16 protein-coding genes are annotated in these 17,715 nt (G+C 60.4%); 14 read left to right on the forward strand and 2 right to left on the reverse strand.

Annotated elements, in window-relative coordinates; genetic code table 11:
• Positions 1-49: 49 nt before the first annotated feature.
• The 3 genes from ACQRAP_RS03635 to ACQRAP_RS03645 all read left to right on the forward strand — a co-directional run bounded on the left by ACQRAP_RS03635 (position 50) and on the right by ACQRAP_RS03645 (position 3,816).
• The gene (locus ACQRAP_RS03635) at positions 50-1,009 is read left to right on the forward strand and encodes a 3-hydroxyacyl-CoA dehydrogenase (RefSeq protein ID WP_154514839.1); all 960 of its coding nucleotides are present in this window, start codon (positions 50-52) and stop codon (positions 1,007-1,009) included.
• Between the two features lie 122 nt (positions 1,010-1,131).
• Positions 1,132-1,929, forward strand: a complete 798-nt coding sequence (locus tag ACQRAP_RS03640; RefSeq protein WP_427718255.1) for an aminoglycoside N(3)-acetyltransferase — start codon at positions 1,132-1,134, stop codon at positions 1,927-1,929.
• A 150-nt stretch (positions 1,930-2,079) separates the two neighbouring features.
• A complete protein-coding gene (locus ACQRAP_RS03645; RefSeq protein WP_427728047.1) occupies positions 2,080-3,816 on the forward strand; it encodes an aryl-sulfate sulfotransferase in 1,737 nt (578 codons plus the stop codon).
• A 69-nt stretch (positions 3,817-3,885) separates the two neighbouring features.
• Here the strand turns inward: ACQRAP_RS03645 and ACQRAP_RS03650 are convergent, their stop codons facing one another.
• Both ACQRAP_RS03650 and ACQRAP_RS03655 read right to left on the reverse strand, forming a co-directional pair.
• The gene (locus tag ACQRAP_RS03650) at positions 3,886-5,025 is read right to left on the reverse strand and encodes a DUF389 domain-containing protein (RefSeq protein WP_427728044.1); all 1,140 of its coding nucleotides are present in this window, start codon (positions 5,023-5,025) and stop codon (positions 3,886-3,888) included.
• 209 nt (positions 5,026-5,234) lie between these two features.
• Positions 5,235-6,938 (reverse strand): OPT/YSL family transporter, encoded by a 1,704-nt coding sequence (locus ACQRAP_RS03655; RefSeq protein ID WP_427728042.1) that lies wholly within the window; start codon positions 6,936-6,938, stop codon positions 5,235-5,237.
• Positions 6,939-7,244: 306 nt separating this feature from the next.
• Between ACQRAP_RS03655 and ACQRAP_RS03660 the strand changes: the two genes are divergently transcribed.
• From ACQRAP_RS03660 to ACQRAP_RS03710, 11 genes are all read left to right on the forward strand, one after another.
• Positions 7,245-8,096 carry a type III pantothenate kinase gene (locus tag ACQRAP_RS03660; RefSeq protein ID WP_427728039.1) on the forward strand — a complete coding sequence of 284 codons (852 nt, stop codon included), beginning with the start codon at positions 7,245-7,247 and terminating at the stop codon, positions 8,094-8,096.
• An 87-nt stretch (positions 8,097-8,183) separates the two neighbouring features.
• A complete protein-coding gene (locus ACQRAP_RS03665; protein WP_154514829.1) occupies positions 8,184-8,708 on the forward strand; it encodes a deoxycytidylate deaminase in 525 nt (174 codons plus the stop codon).
• Between the two features lie 188 nt (positions 8,709-8,896).
• Positions 8,897-9,175 (forward strand): NifU family protein, encoded by a 279-nt coding sequence (locus ACQRAP_RS03670; RefSeq protein ID WP_370450539.1) that lies wholly within the window; start codon positions 8,897-8,899, stop codon positions 9,173-9,175.
• 109 nt (positions 9,176-9,284) lie between these two features.
• Positions 9,285-10,106, forward strand: coding sequence for a prolipoprotein diacylglyceryl transferase (lgt, locus tag ACQRAP_RS03675; RefSeq protein ID WP_427794919.1), 822 nt, complete (start codon positions 9,285-9,287; stop codon positions 10,104-10,106).
• A gap of 145 nt (positions 10,107-10,251) precedes the next feature.
• On the forward strand, positions 10,252-12,435 hold the full coding sequence (locus ACQRAP_RS03680; protein ID WP_427794920.1) for a DUF6020 family protein: 2,184 nt from the start codon (positions 10,252-10,254) through the stop codon (positions 12,433-12,435).
• A gap of 165 nt (positions 12,436-12,600) precedes the next feature.
• The gene (locus ACQRAP_RS03685) at positions 12,601-13,407 is read left to right on the forward strand and encodes a YebC/PmpR family DNA-binding transcriptional regulator (protein WP_154514825.1); all 807 of its coding nucleotides are present in this window, start codon (positions 12,601-12,603) and stop codon (positions 13,405-13,407) included.
• A gap of 165 nt (positions 13,408-13,572) precedes the next feature.
• A complete protein-coding gene (locus tag ACQRAP_RS03690; protein ID WP_427728030.1) occupies positions 13,573-14,118 on the forward strand; it encodes a hypothetical protein in 546 nt (181 codons plus the stop codon).
• Positions 14,111-14,488 (forward strand): DUF2273 domain-containing protein, encoded by a 378-nt coding sequence (locus ACQRAP_RS03695; protein WP_427747672.1) that lies wholly within the window; start codon positions 14,111-14,113, stop codon positions 14,486-14,488. Before ACQRAP_RS03690 ends, ACQRAP_RS03695 begins: the two co-directional genes overlap by 8 nt.
• A gap of 44 nt (positions 14,489-14,532) precedes the next feature.
• Positions 14,533-15,054, forward strand: coding sequence for an Asp23/Gls24 family envelope stress response protein (locus tag ACQRAP_RS03700; protein WP_154514821.1), 522 nt, complete (start codon positions 14,533-14,535; stop codon positions 15,052-15,054).
• A gap of 207 nt (positions 15,055-15,261) precedes the next feature.
• Positions 15,262-16,284, forward strand: a complete 1,023-nt coding sequence (locus tag ACQRAP_RS03705) for a YitT family protein (RefSeq protein WP_427794921.1) — start codon at positions 15,262-15,264, stop codon at positions 16,282-16,284.
• Between the two features lie 150 nt (positions 16,285-16,434).
• A complete protein-coding gene (locus ACQRAP_RS03710; RefSeq protein WP_427793613.1) occupies positions 16,435-17,682 on the forward strand; it encodes a DUF4013 domain-containing protein in 1,248 nt (415 codons plus the stop codon).
• Positions 17,683-17,715 lie beyond the last annotated feature (33 nt).

The raw sequence follows: 17,715 nt of genomic DNA on the forward strand, positions 1-17,715 counted from the left end.
GGTTGAATAAATACACATCCATGGAATTACGTAAGAGAGGACTGTTCCTATGAGCTACAAGACCGTTTGCGTTGCCGGTGGCGGCGTGTTGGGAAGCCAGATTGCCTTTCAGGCTGCCTACTGCGGCTTCGATGTGACGATCTGGCTGCGCAGCGAGGGCAGCATCGGCCGCACTCAGCCCAAGATCGATCATGTGCGCGAGGAGTACATCGCGGCTATCGAGGGCATGGCGGACGGCACGGGCGAGTGGTGTGCCGGTATCGCCGATAGCGACCAGCCCTTCGACAAGGAGGCGGCGCTCGCCGCCGTCGAGCGTGCCTACTCCACACTCAAGCTAGAGCTCGATCTTGCCAAGGCAGTGGCCGACGCCGATCTGGTTATCGAGTCGATGGCCGAGGACACCCAGGCAAAGATCGACTTCTACAAGAAGCTCGCCCCGGTTCTCCCGCAAAAGACCGTTGTCGTGACGAACTCCTCCACGCTGCTGCCGAGCACTTTTGCCAAGTACACCGGCCGCCCCGAGAAGTACCTGTCGCTGCACTTTGCCAACTCCATCTGGAAGAACAACATGACCGAGGTCATGGCTCAGGACCAGACCGACAAGCGCTATTTCGATGAGCTCGTCGACTTTGCTAGCGACATCCGTATGCTTGCCCTGCCCGTCAACAAGGAAAAGAACGGCTATCTGCTCAATTCCATGCTGGTGCCGTGGCTGCTTTCGGGCCTTGATCTGTACGTCTCGGGCGTCAGCGACCCCAAGAGCATCGACCTCGCATGGACGCGCGGCACTGGCGCGCCCAAGGGCCCGTTCCGCGTGTTCGACACCGTGGGCATCCAGACGGCCTACAACATCGTCATGCAGTATCAGAAGGTGCCGGGCTTGGTGAGCCCGCTGCTCAAAAAGATGATGATGCCCTACAACTTTAAGGCCATGGCATCCGTCCTCAAGCAGATGCTCGACGAAGGCAAGCTGGGCGAAAGCTCGGGCGAGGGCTTCTTCAAGTACTAAAAAGATTCCTCGGCAACATTGAGAAACGTATCTTTTGCATTGTCAGTGCGCCGCATGGCCCGTGTGCCATTTTGGCGCATGACGCAAATGCAACTGATGCGTGGGGATAGAGGGGAACGGCAATGGATCGGCAAATCGTGCTTAAGCAGGATATCCTCGACGCGCTCTCCGCCGTCGGTATGTGCGCGGGGCAGACGGTTATGGTCCATTGCTCGCTCAGCGCACTTGGATATGTGTGCGGCGGCGCTCAACCAGTGATCGAGGCGCTGCTCCAGACGGTGGGCGAAACCGGCACCGTCATGATGCCGACGCAATCATGGAAAAACTTGGACCCCGAGAGCGGCGTTCATTGGCAAGAGCCCCAAGAATGGTGGCAGTTGATTCGCGATAACTGGCCTGCCTATGACAAGCGCATCACGCCCACCAACACGATGGGAGCCGTAGCCGAAATGTTTCGCACGTGGCCGGGTACGCTCAGGAGCGATCACCCGGCGCGTTCGGTGGCGGCAAATGGCCGGCATGCGCAGTTCCTGACGGAGAACCACGACCTAAGCAATATCTTTGGCAACGGATCGCCCATCGCTCGCCTGTACGATTTGGACGGCTACGTGCTGCTTGTGGGCGTGGGCTACGACAAGAATACGTCACTGCATTTAGCAGACGCCCGTGCACAGTACCCCCGCAAACACGACTGCGTTGAGCACAGTGCGGTCATGGAAAACGGCCGACGCGCATGGAAGGAATACCGCACGCTCTATGTCGACGGCGAGGACTTCGACGAGATCGGCGCTGCTTTTGAGCGGGAATGTACGGTCAGCACCGCGCCGCTCGGCAACGGGACAATCCGCTTTATGCGCCAACGTGAACTTGTCGACTTTGCCGTGGACTGGATCGAGCACCATCGCGGCCGCTCCGATTGATCACTTGGGAGCGGAAGGGTTGCGGATTCCCTTCGCGCCCCGCGTTTCCGTATCGCTACAAGCTTTAACTTGCATTAAGGGGCGTTTGTTAAACTGCGAGTCATAATTAGACAGGGCTGGGCAAACGCCGTGGTATATGAGGGAACAACAATGGTATTCAAAGACGGTAACGATATGGAATTGAGTGACAAGGACAGCAGACTGTTTTCGCGTCGAGCGGCTCTTGCGGGTGCGGCGGGCGCGCTGGCGCTTGCCGGGACAGGGCTCATGGGCTGCTCGGTCGGCGGGGCCGGCACGGGCGCCGCATCTACTGCGAGCAACGAGCTCACTGACGAGCAAAAGAAACTCCACAAGCAGATTGTCGCGACCTACGACGTCGAGAAGCAGGCGGCCATCAAGGAGCGGCTCGATGCCGAGTACGCTGACGGCGGCTACAACGAGACTACTCCGTTTATCGCGCAGGATCCCTTTGGCACCGATACCCTGAGCTGCTACGTTCGCTTTGCGACAACGGATTCCGTAACCGTCTCCTACAAGGTCGCCGGTCGCAAAAAGACTGGTGACACGCCCAAGGTCGCCGCGTTTTCCCATACGCCCCACGGCGGCGACGCGCCGGCCACGGAACACGAGTTCAAGGTCATCGGCCTCATTCCCAACCACAAAAACACGGTAACCATCATTTGCACGGCACAAGATGGTATCAGCCGCACCTCGACGTTCACGGTCAAGACGCCGGCTCTCAAAGGCGAGGAAGAAGAGCAGCTCGCCGTCACGTCGGGGGAGTCCAATACGCCGCTTGCCGATGGTCTCTTTACTATTCTGGGCAACGACTCGTCCAAGCTCGACTTTATGTACCTCTACGACAACGACGGCCAGATTCGCGGCGAGGTGCCGATTGTCGGCTACCGCAGCCACCGCCTGCTGTTCCCGGGCGACGGCAGCATGATCATGAGCGTCTCGACTACCAAGATGGCCCAGATCAACGCCATCGGCCAGGTGGTAAACGTCTGGAGCACGGGCGACTACGAGCTACACCACGACTACGCTTTCGATGACGATGGCAACCTGCTGGTGCTGGCGAGTCACGCCGGCTCCGAAGCCGATTTGGACGTCGATCGCGCGGCTGCCAAAAAAGATAAGGATGATCGCGTTAATGTAGAGGACCTCATCATTAAGGTCGACATAACAACAGGTGACGTCTCTCTCGTCGTGGACCTGGGCGATATATTCCCCGACCTCAAGGCAAGCGCCAAGGTTGCCTCGGACGGCGACCTGGATTGGATTCACATCAACACGATCCAGTGGCTCGGCGGCGGCACCGTTTTGCTCAGCTCGCGCGAGACCTCAACGGTCATCAAGCTCACGGATATCTACGGTACGCCTACGGTCGATTGGCTTATGGGCTCGCCAGAGTTTTGGGCCGGCTCGGGCTTTGAGGACAAGTTGCTGCAGGCTCAAGGCGATTTTTCGCTCAACGCAGGCCAGCATAGTGTGACCTATCTGCCAAACGACGAGACGACCGCGACTGGTCGCTACCAGGTGCTGCTATACGACAACAACTTTGGTGTTGCCGAGAGCTATCCCAAGTTTGACTGGGGCCAGCTGGGCGCTGCGGTAGTGACCGACTACAGCAAAGGAACGCATTCGTTTGGGCGCATTTTTACGGTGGACGAGACCACGCGCACCTACGAGCTTGTGGACCAGATCGCAGTGCCGTTCTCAGGTTACGTAAGTAGTGCGCAGCGCGTCGGCGATTCGAATAGCATGCTCGTGGCATCGGGCATAGCCAAGACCTTTGCCGAGTACGATCGCTATGGACTGCCCATTGCCTCGTACGAGATGGAAGCCGAGAAGTACATCTACCGCGTGTACAAGTACGAGCTGTAGCGCTGCGCTTGGCTGTGCCTGTGCCCCGCGGCTGCGCGCGCTCGTACCGGGCCTACCTCACGTTCCGCATCACTCCACGTCAAACTCCACGCGATCGAGTTCGGGTACGTTGAGGTCGATGAGCTTGCGGGCAACACGGCGGTCGTGCGCCCCGAGCGTCTCGCTTGTCGTTACGCGAGCGACAGTCTGGCGCTCGACAACGCCCTCCTTGTCGCCCTCGGTAGCCGAGGTCTCGACGGCGACGGTGTAATCCTTAAAGCCCGGCAGCACCGCCGCAAGTTCGCGCGTGGTTTCAGTGACGCCGTAGCCGTCTTGCACGCCGGCCTGCGCCGAGCCAATAGACCCCGCCGTCATAATAATGCAGGGGATGGCAAAGATCACCGTGCCCACGATGATGCGGCGGCGCACCTTGCGCGATAGCTCGTTGACCTCGGCGTTTTCTTCAGCAGTCACAATACCGTCGCCGTTCAGGTCGCGCTTGAGCGGCACGCGCAAAAGAAGCAGCACGGCTTCGGCAGCCAGTGCGATAAAGACCACGTTGACGCCAAACTCATAAAGCGCCGAGAGAAACAGTGACCCGCTTGCAATGGCGATGCCATAGCCCGCCGCGCACAGGGGCGGCATGAGCGCGGTCGCCACGGCCACGCCGGCGATAAGCGTGGCAGGTTCCTGGTCACGCGAGTTGCCCAGCCCGCCCGCAAAGCCGCCCGCGAGCGCGACGGCAAGGTCCCACACAGTGGGCGTCGAGTTGTCGATGATGGCGGCCGTGGTGGTGCCAAGGGGCGAGAGCTTAAAATACAGCGTAGACGTGATCAGACAAAAGGCCATCTGTAGCGCGAGGCCGGCGACGGCCTCGACGGCAATCTCGCGGTCGAGCGTGGCGATGCCATATGCCATGGCAAGGACCGAGCCCATGAGTGGGCAGATGAGCATGGCGCCCACGATGGCAATGTCCGAGTCGATATCGAGGCCGATGCTCGCGATGAGCATAGCGATGATGAGGATGCATAAGTGCGAGCCGGTCAGCCGCGCCCCGTTTACAAAGCGCTTGCGAATCACGTGATAGGGCGCGCGACCCTCGCGAATGTTGAATGCGCGCTTTAGGAAGCGGCCGGTGTTCTCCAGGGCCTCACTATGGGCAGGTCGAATGCCGTGGCGCCGGTGATGGCGTTTGCGTAGTCGCTTGATCTGTTGTTTGTCGAGTTCCATGTCCACCTCGTATTGCCGCAGGAACGCGGGTGCGCTCGCAGCATGTACTCTACACCGTGGCGGGCGGGGTGGTCATCTTGACGTGAAACTTAGACGAGCAGGTAAGGGGGACGTCAAATGCGGTTGCGGCCGAGTGTTTCGACAGATACAGAGCGCGGGGCCGGATGGTCTCCGGCCCCGCGCTCTGTACGGGTACATTGTTGTTGGGTTTAGCCCAGCAGACTCAGGCCGACGGAGACAAACGCCAGGATAACACCAACGACGGACTCGCCTCCCAACAGGCCGCTGGCGACGACCAGGCCCTGCTCCTGGAAGGCAGCATCCTTGGAAGCCTTCTCTTTGCCCGAAAGACCGGAACCGGCGTCGCGGTGGGCTGCCCACTTGTCGTAGGCGAGCTTGGCGCAGGAGCCCAAGAAGGCCGTGAGCGACATGTAGAACGGCAGGTACACGCCCAGACCGATCATCATGGCCGGAATGCCGAGCCAATACATGACGATGCCGGCGATAAAACCGCCTGCGAACCACGGCACGCTCGGGATGCCCGAGACCATGGTGGCGACTACGCTTGCCTGCGCGGCCACAAAGCTCTTGTCGGGACCAAAGGCGTCCGGACCATAGGCGGTGACGAGCGCGACCATGACGGCGGCAGCGACCAGTGCGCCCACGATGCCGCCGATGGCCTGGCCGATCCACTGTGCGCGCGGGTTGGTGCCCAGCACGGCGCCGGCCTTAAAGTCGTTCATGACGTCGCCCGCAAGGCCGCACGCCACGGCCACGATGCCGGCGATAAAGAACAGCTTGACCTGCGCAATCTGCGCGAAGGCCGCTACGATGAGCATGACGATGAGGCCAAAGATTTCCATGGGGTCGATACCCGTCTGGCCGCAGCTCTGCGCACTCATGATGGTGGTGACAAAGGTGAACAGCGTGACGATGACGGCTGGGACGGGGCCAAGGTCGAGCGCGATGGCGATGATCACGGCGATGGCGGCGGTGCCCAGGCCGATGATGCCGGCGTCGAGCTTAAGCGAGCCCGAGATGAGCGACTGCTCGTCGGTGTCGGTGGAGCTGTCGGCGGCAAGACCGCGGACGATACCGGCGACCTGCGGCAGGATGTCTTTGAGGACGACGGCGACGCCAAAGCCCATCATAAGGCCCATACCTAAGGACTTGACGATACCCTGCGCGGTCACAATATCGAACAGGCCGGCAGCGGTGCCGCCGACGATAATGCCAAAGTTGCCCAGCAGCGCGCCGGCAAACCAGAAGGCGACGGGGGCAAAGCCCACCAAAAAGCCGATGGACAGCAACATGGGCGAGTTGTAGATGGCAAAGGTCACGCCGGGGATATTGAGCGTGCACAGCATGCTGGGCACCACGCCCAGGGCGTCGCGCAGCACGCTATAGATGCCTGCGATGGCCATGGAGCCAAAGAGCTGCTTGCCGGTCTTGCCGCCGGCCTCGGTAGCACGCAGGGTCTGGGCTGCGGCGTTGCCGGTGGGAAACTCCAGCGCGGCGTCCACGATAAAGTGACGGTGGATGAGCGCCGTTGCCAGAAGGCCCAAAATGGTGCCGGCGAGCGCCACGATAAACATGTCGAGCCAGCTGATCTGGTCGGCATAGCCCAGCATCCAGGCGCCCGGGATGGTAAACGCCAGGCCGCCGGCGACCATGGCACCCGCGGACATGATGGTGTGGGTAACGTTGGCCTCGTTGAGGCTGGCATTGCCCATGAGCTTAAGGAAGAACAACGAGATGACGGCAGCGAAAATGATCGGCCAGGGGAGGGCGCCCATCTTGAGGGCCGTGTAGGCCGAGCTTGCCGTGATAATCACGCAGCCAAGGGCGCCGATGACGACGCCGCGCAGCGTGAGTTGACCGCGCATAGAAGTGCGGTTCGAGGGATTGCCCATATAGAACTCCTTTGCGTATATCCGCTTCCCCCGAAAGCGCCGCTACGGATACGGCGCGGGAAGTCGGGTTACCAAGGGCCGCCGCGTGAGCTCGCGCACGACTGCGCATCAGTATAGCGGCAAGGTAGTCATTTTGGGACGGGGCTATTTTAGCTACCCTTTGACAGTCGACGAATTATCTGGGATTGGGGCAAATATCATCCGACATATTGGGGTAGCTAAAATAGCCCCGTCCCAAAATGACTACCTGGGATGGCTGGTTCGGGTAGGCGATATACTGCTGGGCAGACGAAAGGAGCGCCGACGATGCTTAATGGGTGCGCATATATATTGACGGTCGACGTGGGCAACACGTTCATTCGCTTTGGTCTGTTTGCCGAGGATTCGGCCGCGGCGCAGGAATGCCCGCTTGCGACGTGCGAGATCACGACGCCGCCGAGCGTTACGGCCGATGAGGCGCGTATGAGGCTCGCGCGGGTCATGGGCGCACTGGCAGCCGATGCGGGCATGCCTGGTGTGCTCGTTCCCGCGGCAGCAGTGCTGAGTTGCGTGGTGCCGGCGCTCGAGCGCCCGTGGAAGGCGGCACTTTCCCGTACCTGCACGGGGCGCGTGCTCACCGTGGGGCCAGGACTTAAGACCGGCATGCCCGTGCATTACGACGACCCGGCCGAGATCGGTCCCGATCGCATCGCCGACGCCGTGGCGGCCCGTGCCGTCTACGGCTCTCCGTGCATCGTGATCGACCTGGGCACTACGACCAATATCGAGGTCATCGATGCACGCGGAACCTTTGTCGGCGGTGTTATCGCGCCGGGGCTGGCGCTCGGCGCTCGCTCGCTCTCGGCCGCTGCGGCGCGCCTGCCGCAAGTCGAGCCCTCGGCACCCACGCATGTGATCGGTCGCAACACGCGCGAGGCCATGCGCTCGGGCGTGGTCTTGGGCGAGGTGGCCCGTATCGACGGCATGCTCGACATGGTGCTTGCCGAGATGCGCTCGACCAAGGCGGCAGGCGAGGGCAGCGTGCCCATTGTCATCACCGGCGACGATGCCGAGGCGCTCGCGGCGTTGGTCGGCCACAGCCTGACGGTAGACGACGCGCTGACGCTGCGGGGTCTCGCCGAGCTGTACCGCATCAACCAAAAGCCTCGCCGCGCATAAAGCCAAGGACGTCGGCGCCGGGAGAAACAGCCCCACCTTTCACCTGCTACAATGGGCCAAACTATTTCGATTTCGGAGGTGTCTGCCATGTCGGACGATCTTCATCAAACCGCGTCGGGCAAGCGCCGCGACGTTATTAGCTGGGACGAGTTCTTTATGAGCGTGGCAATCGCCGCGCAGCGCCGCAGCAAGGATCCCAATACGCAGGTGGGCGCGTGCATCGCCAGCACTAACCACCGCATTCTTTCGGTGGGCTACAACGGTACGCCCTCGGCGCTCAACGACGACTTTTTCCCGTGGGGCACGAGCGATGACCCGCTGCAGGACAAGCATAACTACGTAGTTCATGCCGAGGCCAACGCCGTGCTCAACTACCGCGGCTCGCTCAAGGACCTTGAGGGTTCCACGGTCTACGTCACGCTGTTCCCGTGCCACGACTGTGCCAAAATCCTGGCGCAGGTAGGTGTGGGCGAGGTTGTCTATCTGGACAATAAGTACGCCGACACCGACGACGGCCGCATCAGTCGCCGCATTCTCGACTCCTGTGGCATTAGCTTCCGCCAGGTTATCGTCGATGTCCACATTGGTACCGGGGAACAAACTCAGCAGTAGCGGCAGCGTGTACGAGCGCCGGGCGTTGGCAAAAGCGGCTAATTAAGCCCCGTCCCAAATTGACTGTCAAATTAACTGCTCGTGAAAGTCGTGTCCGCGCGCATGGACGGCTCGCGAGCGGGTACATGGCTGTAGTAACATAGCTCTGTCCGCGGGCGCGCCCGCGTTATTGTGAGAAAGGAGCCCCTGTGGCTGTTAACGAAGAGCTGCTTAAGAAGGTTCTTGAAGAGATTCGCCCCAACCTGCAGGCCGACGGCGGCGACATGGAGTATATGGGCGTTGATGACGAGGGCGTCGTCAAGCTGGAGCTCCAGGGTGCCTGCGCCGGTTGCCCCATGAGCGCTCTGACGCTTTCCATGGGCGTCGAGCGTATCCTCAAGGAGCACGTGCCCGGCGTTACGCGTGTCGAGCAGGTCAATGCCTCCGGCGAGGCCGAGGATCTGTACGACGAGTATGCGCCGTTCTGAGAAGCGAAAGCTGCGGGCGATGTGCTCCGCATAGACGTCATGCCCAAATGTGCGGCTGCGAGCGAAAGGCCCGCGGCCGCATTTGTATGTAGGGAGCAGGGGGACCGATATGCTCAACGACCTCTACCATATGCTTGATCCTGTCGCCATTTCGGCGGGGCCCATCACCATCTACTGGTACGGCTTGGCCTATGTGGTCGGAGCTCTGCTCACGGCGGTCGTCATGTACCGCACGCAGCGTCGTTGGGGTTTTGACATTACGGTCGACGACCTGATGAGTGTCGTGGTTGGTGTGGTCTTTGGCCTCATCATTGGCGCCCGTCTGTTCTACGTCATCTTTTACGGTGACGGCTACTACTGGGCGCATCCGCTCGAGATCTTTGCCACCAACGAAGGCGGCATGAGTTTCCATGGCGGCCTGGTGGGCGGCATCATCGGCGGCGTGCTCGTGTGCCGCATGTACAAGCTCGACGCCTGGACCATCGCCGACCTTGCCGTTATCGGTGCTCCGCTGGCCCTGTGCCTGGGGCGCTGCGCCAACTTTGTCAACGGCGAGCTGTGGGGCAAGCCTACCGATCTGCCCTGGGGCGTGATCTTTGGCGGCACCGCGGGCGATATGCCGCGCCATCCATCCCAGCTCTACGAGGCATTTCTCGAGGGCATTGTGCTCTACTGCATTCTGCAGGTGCTCAGCCGCAAAAAACCGCTGCTGCCCCAGGGTACGTTTATGGGTGTGTTTGTGATGGGGTACGGCATCGTCCGCTTTTTCGTTGAGTTCGTGCGCGTGCCCGATGCCCAGCTGGGCTATCTGCTGGGCGGCGTCATCACCATGGGCCAGCTGCTGAGTCTGCCACTCGTGATTGCGGGCCTGGCGCTCATCATTTTTGCCCTCCGTCGCAACCGTCCCCAGCGCATCTATCTCGACGCCTAACCACCACATACACCACAAAGGGGACAGGCGCCTTTGTGGTGGTTTTGCCAGGCAACGATGACAGAACCGTAACGTTTCCCCAGATAAAACCTGCCAAAATAAACCTGTCCCTTTTTGGCAGGTTTCTAGAAAGGCTTTTCGGACTGTGAAGGATTCCGATCTCTCCACAACGGCTGCGCGCGACGCCGCCCGCATCGTTTGGTTTAAGCGCTATCCCGCCAAGCAGACGCTCGTCGCATTTTTGCTCGCCCTGCTGGCGACCACGGCGTTTTCCATCGATCCCGCCCCGGTGTCGAGCAACGCGGTCCTGGCGATCGATCCAAAGGCCTCGGGCATGCTTTACGTGTGCTACGAGGTACTCCTCTCATTTGCCGGCCATACCGACGCTGTGATGCTGCTCGCGCTGGCCTGCCTGCTCACGCTGCCGTTTCGCTATGTGTTCTTTGGCCGCGGTGACGCTTGGCGCCCCTCGGTCGTGCTGCCGTCGCTGTTCTTTGCCGTCTGCATGGTGTTCGGCCGCAGTTACGACCTCACCGATTCGGCCGAGATTGTGCTGGGCGACAAGGCGCGCGTTATCTGCGCCTGGATTGGCGGCGCGGGCTGGATGCTTCTGGCGATTGTGGCCTTCTATCTGGCTTTTGAGTTTTTGGATTGGTTGAGTTCTCGCCGCATTCCGTTTTCGGAGGCGCATTTTGGCCGCGTGTGGCGTGTTACCCACGCCGTGCTCTCGGTCCATCCTTTTGTTGGGCCGTTTCTTGTACTCATGATTGTCTGGGCGCCCACGCTTATCGCCTCGCTGCCCGGCCTCTTTATGGGAGATACGGGCGCGCAGATTCGCCAATGGTTCAACTACCCCAACGGCACGAGCGACTACCTGCGCCTGCTTAACCCCAACGTGCTGCTCAACGGCCATCATCCGGTGGTGCACACGGCCATCATCGGCTCGTGTGTGCAGCTGGGGCTTTCGCTATTCAACAGCGCCAATGCGGGTCTTGCCATCTACACCTGCGCCCAATTTGTCATCACGGCCGCCTGCGTGGCCTATTCCATATCGTCGCTGCGCAAGCTGGGCGTGAGCCTGCCGGTCCGCGGCGTCATCTTGCTGTTCTTTGCGTTTATGCCGATGTTCTCCAACTACGCGGCGCTGCTGACCAAAGACGTACTGTTTGCCGATGCGTTTCTGGTACTGCTCGTTCAGACCGTCAAGCTCGTGGCATGTGGCCTGCCCCGTCGCGATGTCAATGCCGAGCGCGCGGGCGAGCGCACGCCTGTGCTCTTTGCGCGCCACGACTGGCTGTTGCTCGTGCTGGGCGCCATGGGCTCCACGTTTTTGCGCAATGGCGGCCTGGTCTTTCCGTTGGCGGCCTGCGTGATTGCGGCGGCGTTTTGCGCCTGGGACGCGCATGTGGCCCGTCGCGTGGTCAAACAGTCTGGCGTCGCACCCTCATGCGCCACGCCGCGCTTCCGCTGGGCCGGCGTTCTCGCGGTGCTCGTGCTCTGCCTTGCCTCCAACATGTACTTTACCAAGGTCTTTATGCCCGAGCACGATATCACGCCGGGTTCCAAGCGCGAGATCCTCTCGATTCCGTTTCAACAGACGGCGCGCTTCGTCCAAAAGCACGACGGCCTTAATTCGGGCGTTAACCCCAAGGTCAAAGACGACGGCACGATTGAGGAAGCTCCCTGCGACGGTCTGGTGACCGATAAGGAACGCGCTGCGATCGATCGGGTGCTCAAGTACGAGAATCTGGGCCGCCGCTACAACCCCGACAAGTCGGATGCCGTAAAAAACTGTTTTAACGAGTACGCCTCGCAGGAGGACATCAAGGCCTATTTTGAGGTGTGGGCCCAGATGTTCAAAAAGGATCCCGAGTGCTATATCTCGGCGCTCATCAATAACTACTACGGCTACTTTTATCCGAGTGCCCGCGATGCGTGGGTCTACAGCACGGCGCGCAGTGCCGAGATCATGGCGAAGCCCGATAACCTCAAGTACTTCGACTTCCATCCGGTCGATAGCAAGGTTGTGCGCTGGTGCGACCACCTGATCAACCTGTATCGCGTGGCAGTACAACGCATCCCGTTTATCTCGCTCACCATGAGCTCGGCCACCTATGTGTGGATCATGATCGCTGTGGTGGTCTATCTGCTACGTCGTCATTCGTGGCGCGGGCTGGCCATTTGGGTGCCGCTGCTGGGCGTGCTCGCCGTGTGCCTGATCGGTCCCTGCAACGGCTCGACCTACATGCGCTACCTGTATCCAGTCATCGCCTGCATGCCCTTCGCCATCGGCGCCACCATCACCCGCAGCGACCTTCTCTGGTTCTAACTTGGTGCAAAGGGGACAGGTTACTTTGCACCAAGGGGCTGCATCATCACGACGCCTTCATTTTGGGGTTTATCTCGCAGGCCACTAGGTATATCATAACGACGTTTGTTTATATTGCCCGAGCATCTGCGCTGGGCTTTAGGTCGAAACCGATAGGAGACACGTATGTCCGGACACTCTAAGTGGGCCACAACCAAGCATCGTAAGGGCGCGCAGGACGCCAAGCGTTCCGCCCTCTTCTCCAAGCTGAGCCGCAACATCACTGTTGCTGCCCGTCTCGGCGGCGACCCGCTGCCCGAGAACAACGCCAGCCTCGCCGCTGCCGTTGCCAAGGCTAAGGCTCAGTCCATGCCCAAGGACAAGATCAAGTCCGCTATCGACAAGGCCTTCGGTTCGGGTGCCGATGCCGCCGTATACGAGAACATCGTGTACGAGGGCTATGGTCCCGCCGGCGTTGCCGTCTACGTCGACTGCCTGACCGATAACCGCAACCGTACCGCCGCCGATGTCCGTTCCGCCTTCTCCCACGCTGGCGGCAACCTGGGCACCTCTGGCTCCGTCGCCTTCCAGTTTGAGCGCAAGGGCCAGATCGTCGTCGCCAAGGAGATCCTGGACGAGAACGCCAAGAAGGAGACCATGATCGCCAACGGTGCTGCCGGTGACGAGGAAGAGTTCATGATGGCTATCGCCGAGGCCGGTGGCGACGACTACGAGGACGCCGGCGAGGAGTGGATCGTTTGGACCGCCGCCAACGACGTCATGGCTGTTTCCAAGGCGCTCGAGGAGCAGGGCATCCAGGTCAAGGGCTCCGAGACCACCATGGTTCCGACCACCCCGACCGAGGTCTCCGGCGCCGATGCCAAGAAGGTCCAGCGCCTCATCGACCGTCTCGAGGAGCTCGACGACGTTCAGGATGTTTACAGCACCATGGACATGACCGACGAGGTCATCGCTGCCCTCGAGGAGGAGTAGCGCCTGCACGGGTTAAGCCGTGCATATCTGGGCATAATGAAGCGAGCATACAAGCCTCGTGGAATAGATGAGCCGGATCCGCGTGCGTATGGCACCGGACCCGGCTCTTTTATAATGATGCGAATCGTTTTGCATTCTGTGGACCGAAACCTGAAGGGAGCGCGCGTGCGCGTACTCAAACGAGCCCTAGCAATCGTGTACCTTGCCGCCGCCATCGTGGCGCTGGGCACGCTTGTCTGCCAGTTCTGGGGACCGTATACGTATCGCTTTATGCTGCTGTTGCGTGACACCATGCCTCGCGTCGTCGTTACGGTGTGCGCCGCCATCGTGGCACTTGGCGTGCTCATCGGGTTTTTCCGCCTGATGTTCGCGCGTCGCGAGCCGTCCTGCGTGCATCCGGCGGGGGAGCGCAACATCGAGGTCACCCTCGCAGCGCTTTCCTCGTGCGCCCGTGCCGCGGCGGAGTGCGATGATCGCGTGATGGTTGAGCGTATCGAGGCACGCGTGCAGGGTTCCGACGAATCGCTCGTCCGTTTTAAGGTCGAAGCCATCGCGCTCGACGACCGGGACGTGGCCTCCCTTGCAACCGCGATGCAGCAACGTATCGAGGAGGCCTGCGACACCATGCTCGGCACGCCGGGCACGATCGCGCGCGTCCGTTTTTTGCCGTCCAAGACTACCGTCCAGACCGTGGAGGTTTCCGGTGAGTGATACCAATCAAGACAAGACTGTCCGCACCCCGCGCCTGACCATCGATCAGAACGCTACGCCGGCAGGCGAGTCCGCCGACACCAAGCCCGAGGCCGGCGAGCAGCACGACAGCGCCGCCAACGACTTTGACGAGGCCATGGGTCTCATCAAGGGTACGGGGGCGGCCATCTGGAGCTATGCCGTCCGTCATCCCAACACCACGCTCGGAGCCGTCGCTGGTTTTGTGCTCGCCGTGCTGGTGCTCACGCTCGGCCTGTGGGACACACTCGTCATCGCATTCTTTGTGCTGATCGGCGCCGTGATTGGCCAGATCCGTGACGGCGAGAACGGGATCGTCAACTTCTTCGGCCGTCTGTTTAGCGGCCGCTAGTATGTATTCGACCGCCGCGTGTGCGGTGGGCATAAGGAGGAACCATGGCTTTTAACACGAAGGTCGATGTGGCCGATACCGAGCTCGAGGCAGACGAGACCGTTGCCGCCGAGGCTGAGGACGTAACGCTCGAGGACGGGGCGCTCGTCGAGGCCGAGCCCGCCGACGATGCGGACGAGGATGATGAGGAAGCGGACGAGTCCGAGGATTCGCTGACCTATTCCAACGGTGTGATCGAGAAGATCGTCGCCATGGCCACCCGCGAGGTGCCGCACGTCCTGGGCATGAAGGGCAACCTTATGCACTTTGTGCAGGAGCAGTTTGGTGCCGAGAACCTGACCAAGGGCGTGACGGTCGAGGTCACCGATGACAACCGCGTGGTCGTCAACATTTCCGTCATTATCGAGTACGGCGCCTACGCACCCGCGATTTTCGACGACGTTAAGGCGCGCGTGACCGAGCGTCTGGCCGCGATGACCGGCCTTGAGGTGGCAGGCGTCAACCTGCGCATCGAGGATGTCATCACCCCCGAGGAGTACGAGCACCGCACCAGCCAGCACGAGTAACCTACCAAATAGGGACAGGTTTGTTTCGATAGGTTTTACCTGCGAAAACGCTAAACGGTCGACCGCGCAAGAAAAAGTGCGGTCGACCGTTTTCTATATGCCCTCGATGTAGTCATACCGCTCGTCTAACTAGGGGTTGCAATCTTCGCGCTCCGCGTTACCCTAATGGGCGAATTGTTTCCAAATTGTTAACGAGGGGTTGCCGTAATGGCCGACGAGCACGAAACAGAAAGCAAGGCATGGGCGATTGAGGCCGCCGCGGCAGAGGCGGCATCGCGTGCCGCCGAGGAGGTGCATCGTCCTCCCGTGGTGCCGATGGAGCGCGTGGTCGATCGTGCCGATATTGAGCGCGGCGAGCGCGCCGGCCGCAAGCGCAGCCAGGAGCCGGGCTTCCCGCGCTTTTTCGCCGAGCTCAATCTGGGCCTGATTCTCACGGCGTTCGCCATCGTTGCGTTTAAAACCCCCAATCACTTTGCCTTCGGCGGAACCTCGGGCGTGTCGGTCATTCTTTCCACGCTGTTCCCGACTCTGCCCGTCGGCGTCTTTATGTGGATCATCAATGCGATTCTCGTCGTCTTGGGCTTTATCTTTTTGGAGCGCAAGGCAATCCTTTGGAGCGTTTTTGCCTCGTTTGCGCTTTCGGCCTACGTCTCGCTGTTTGAGCTCTTCATTCCGACGGATGTTTCGATGACGGGAGATATGTGGCTCGACCTGTGTTTTGCCGTGATTTTGCCGGCGCTGGGCAGTGCCATTGTCTTTGACATTGGCGCCTCAACGGGTGGCACCGATATCCTTGCCATGATCCTCAAGCGTCGCACGACGCTCGAGATCGGACGCGCCTTGCTACTGGTCGATATCGGCATCGTGACCATCGCGGCCTTTTTGTACGGTCCGCGCGTTGGCCTGTACTGCGTGCTCGGCCTGTTTGCCAAGACGCTTGTGGTCGACAAGGCCATCGAGAGCATTCACTTGCGCAAGGTCTGTACGATTATTTGCGCAGAGCCACGCAAAGTCGAGGAGTTTATCGTCAAGCATCTCAACCGCACGGCAACGATCAGCCGCGGCTACGGTGCCTTCTCGGGCAATTGCGTCACAGTGATTATGAGCGTGCTGAGCCGTCGCGAGGCAGTGCAACTGCGCCGCTATACCCGCGATATCGATCCAGATGCGTTTATCACGATCGTTGACAGCTCCGAGATCGTGGGCAAGGGCTTCCGCGGCACGAACTAGCGCGGATATACCCTTCGAACCATTGAATAAAGCCGCCTACGTTTCAAACCGGTCATCTTGGGGTATTTGTCCCCACATTGCGCGATAATGTTGCCAAAGACGTCGTTTGCGATCCAGGTGATTCACTCTAGATACGAAGGGATGATTTCGATGTTCTGTTCGCAGTGTGGCGCCCCCATGGGCGATAACGACAAGTTCTGCGGCGTGTGCGGTGCCCCTAATACCGTGGTCAAGGCCGCCGGCCCCGCTCCCCAGGAACAGTCTCAGCCCCAGCAGTTTGTTCCGCAACCGCCCGTGGCGAATGCGCCAAAGGGCTGTGTGGCTCAGGCGTTCCAAGACATGACCAAGACTCCGGGCGTGCTGCAGCGCGTGTGCCAGATTGCTTTTTTGCCGGCGCTTATCTGTGTCGTGTCGGTGCTCGTGCTGTTCATTCCCGTTATCGGCGGTATTGCAGCTGCCATCGGCTTTTTGGCCGCCTGCGTGGCGAGTGTGTGCGGTTCGGGCTTTGGCATCGAGTGGGGTCGCGACCTGTCGCTTAAGATCGATGACGGCATGGATCGTCCGTTGATGCGTTCCACATCGTTTGGCCTCGGGGTCTTTTCGAGCGTTATTTCGGTCGTGCTCGAGATTATCGCTGCCATTCCCGTTATTGGTGTAGTGCTTTCGCTGGTGGAGAGCGTGGTAATTGGCGCGGCGGGCTCGTATTCGTATTACGGCTCTTCTGCGCTCGAGACTGCGCTGTTTGGCTCGCTTGGCCTGCTTGTCCTGGCTATGATTGCCACGGCGGTCCTGGGAGTCTTCTTTAAGATGTTCGCCGATATCGCCGTGATGCACTTTGCGGTGACCGGTCGCGTCGAGAGCGCGTTTTCGCTCGACAAGGTCTGGGCGGCCTTTAAGAACAATAAGACCAAGCTGTTCTGCGCTTCATTCCTTCCCGAGTTTTTGACGGGCCTGGTCGCCAACGTTGTCACATGGATCTTGACGGCGGTCTTTGGCGCCATTGCCTCTGTCGGTATGTATAGCTACTACTATCGTCCTACGGGTATTGAGGCAATTGTTAGCGGCGGTGGCATCTCACTCGTGCTGTTCCTGGTGCTGATCGCTTTCGTCACCGTATTTCTAACGGTCTTTGGCAAGATGCTCAAGCACCGTGCCGTTGGCTATTGGGTCGCACGTTATGCAAGCGAGTGGGCCGACGAGGATAAGGACGACGTCCTGACGTTTGTATTGCCCTTCGAGAAGAAGTCCGCTCCTTCGGGTTACAGCGCTCCGGATGTCGCGCCTGAGCCCGAGCCTGAGTCTGTCCCGGGATCTGCGCCGGAGTCCGAGCCCACGACGGAGCCCGAGCCCACGACGGAGCCCGCGCCAAGCTCCGACGAGGACCCGCAAGACGAGTAGCCCTGTCACCTGCCATTTGGGGACGGGATAGAA

This window comes from Collinsella sp. SGI.180 (assembly GCF_050313455.1).
Classification (GTDB): domain Bacteria; phylum Actinomycetota; class Coriobacteriia; order Coriobacteriales; family Coriobacteriaceae; genus Collinsella.

Coding starts and splice junctions, on each gene's coding strand:
- ACQRAP_RS03635 (WP_154514839.1), top strand. CDS start 50: ATGAGCTACAAGACCGTTTGCGTTGCCGGTGGCGGCGTGTTGGGAAGC.
- ACQRAP_RS03640 (WP_427718255.1), top strand. CDS start 1,132: ATGGATCGGCAAATCGTGCTTAAGCAGGATATCCTCGACGCGCTCTCC.
- ACQRAP_RS03645 (WP_427728047.1), top strand. CDS start 2,080: ATGGTATTCAAAGACGGTAACGATATGGAATTGAGTGACAAGGACAGC.
- ACQRAP_RS03650 (WP_427728044.1), bottom strand. CDS start 5,025: ATGGAACTCGACAAACAACAGATCAAGCGACTACGCAAACGCCATCAC.
- ACQRAP_RS03655 (WP_427728042.1), bottom strand. CDS start 6,938: ATGGGCAATCCCTCGAACCGCACTTCTATGCGCGGTCAACTCACGCTG.
- ACQRAP_RS03660 (WP_427728039.1), top strand. CDS start 7,245: ATGCTTAATGGGTGCGCATATATATTGACGGTCGACGTGGGCAACACG.
- ACQRAP_RS03665 (WP_154514829.1), top strand. CDS start 8,184: ATGTCGGACGATCTTCATCAAACCGCGTCGGGCAAGCGCCGCGACGTT.
- lgt (WP_427794919.1), top strand. CDS start 9,285: ATGCTCAACGACCTCTACCATATGCTTGATCCTGTCGCCATTTCGGCG.
- ACQRAP_RS03685 (WP_154514825.1), top strand. CDS start 12,601: ATGTCCGGACACTCTAAGTGGGCCACAACCAAGCATCGTAAGGGCGCG.
- ACQRAP_RS03700 (WP_154514821.1), top strand. CDS start 14,533: ATGGCTTTTAACACGAAGGTCGATGTGGCCGATACCGAGCTCGAGGCA.
- ACQRAP_RS03705 (WP_427794921.1), top strand. CDS start 15,262: ATGGCCGACGAGCACGAAACAGAAAGCAAGGCATGGGCGATTGAGGCC.
- ACQRAP_RS03710 (WP_427793613.1), top strand. CDS start 16,435: ATGTTCTGTTCGCAGTGTGGCGCCCCCATGGGCGATAACGACAAGTTC.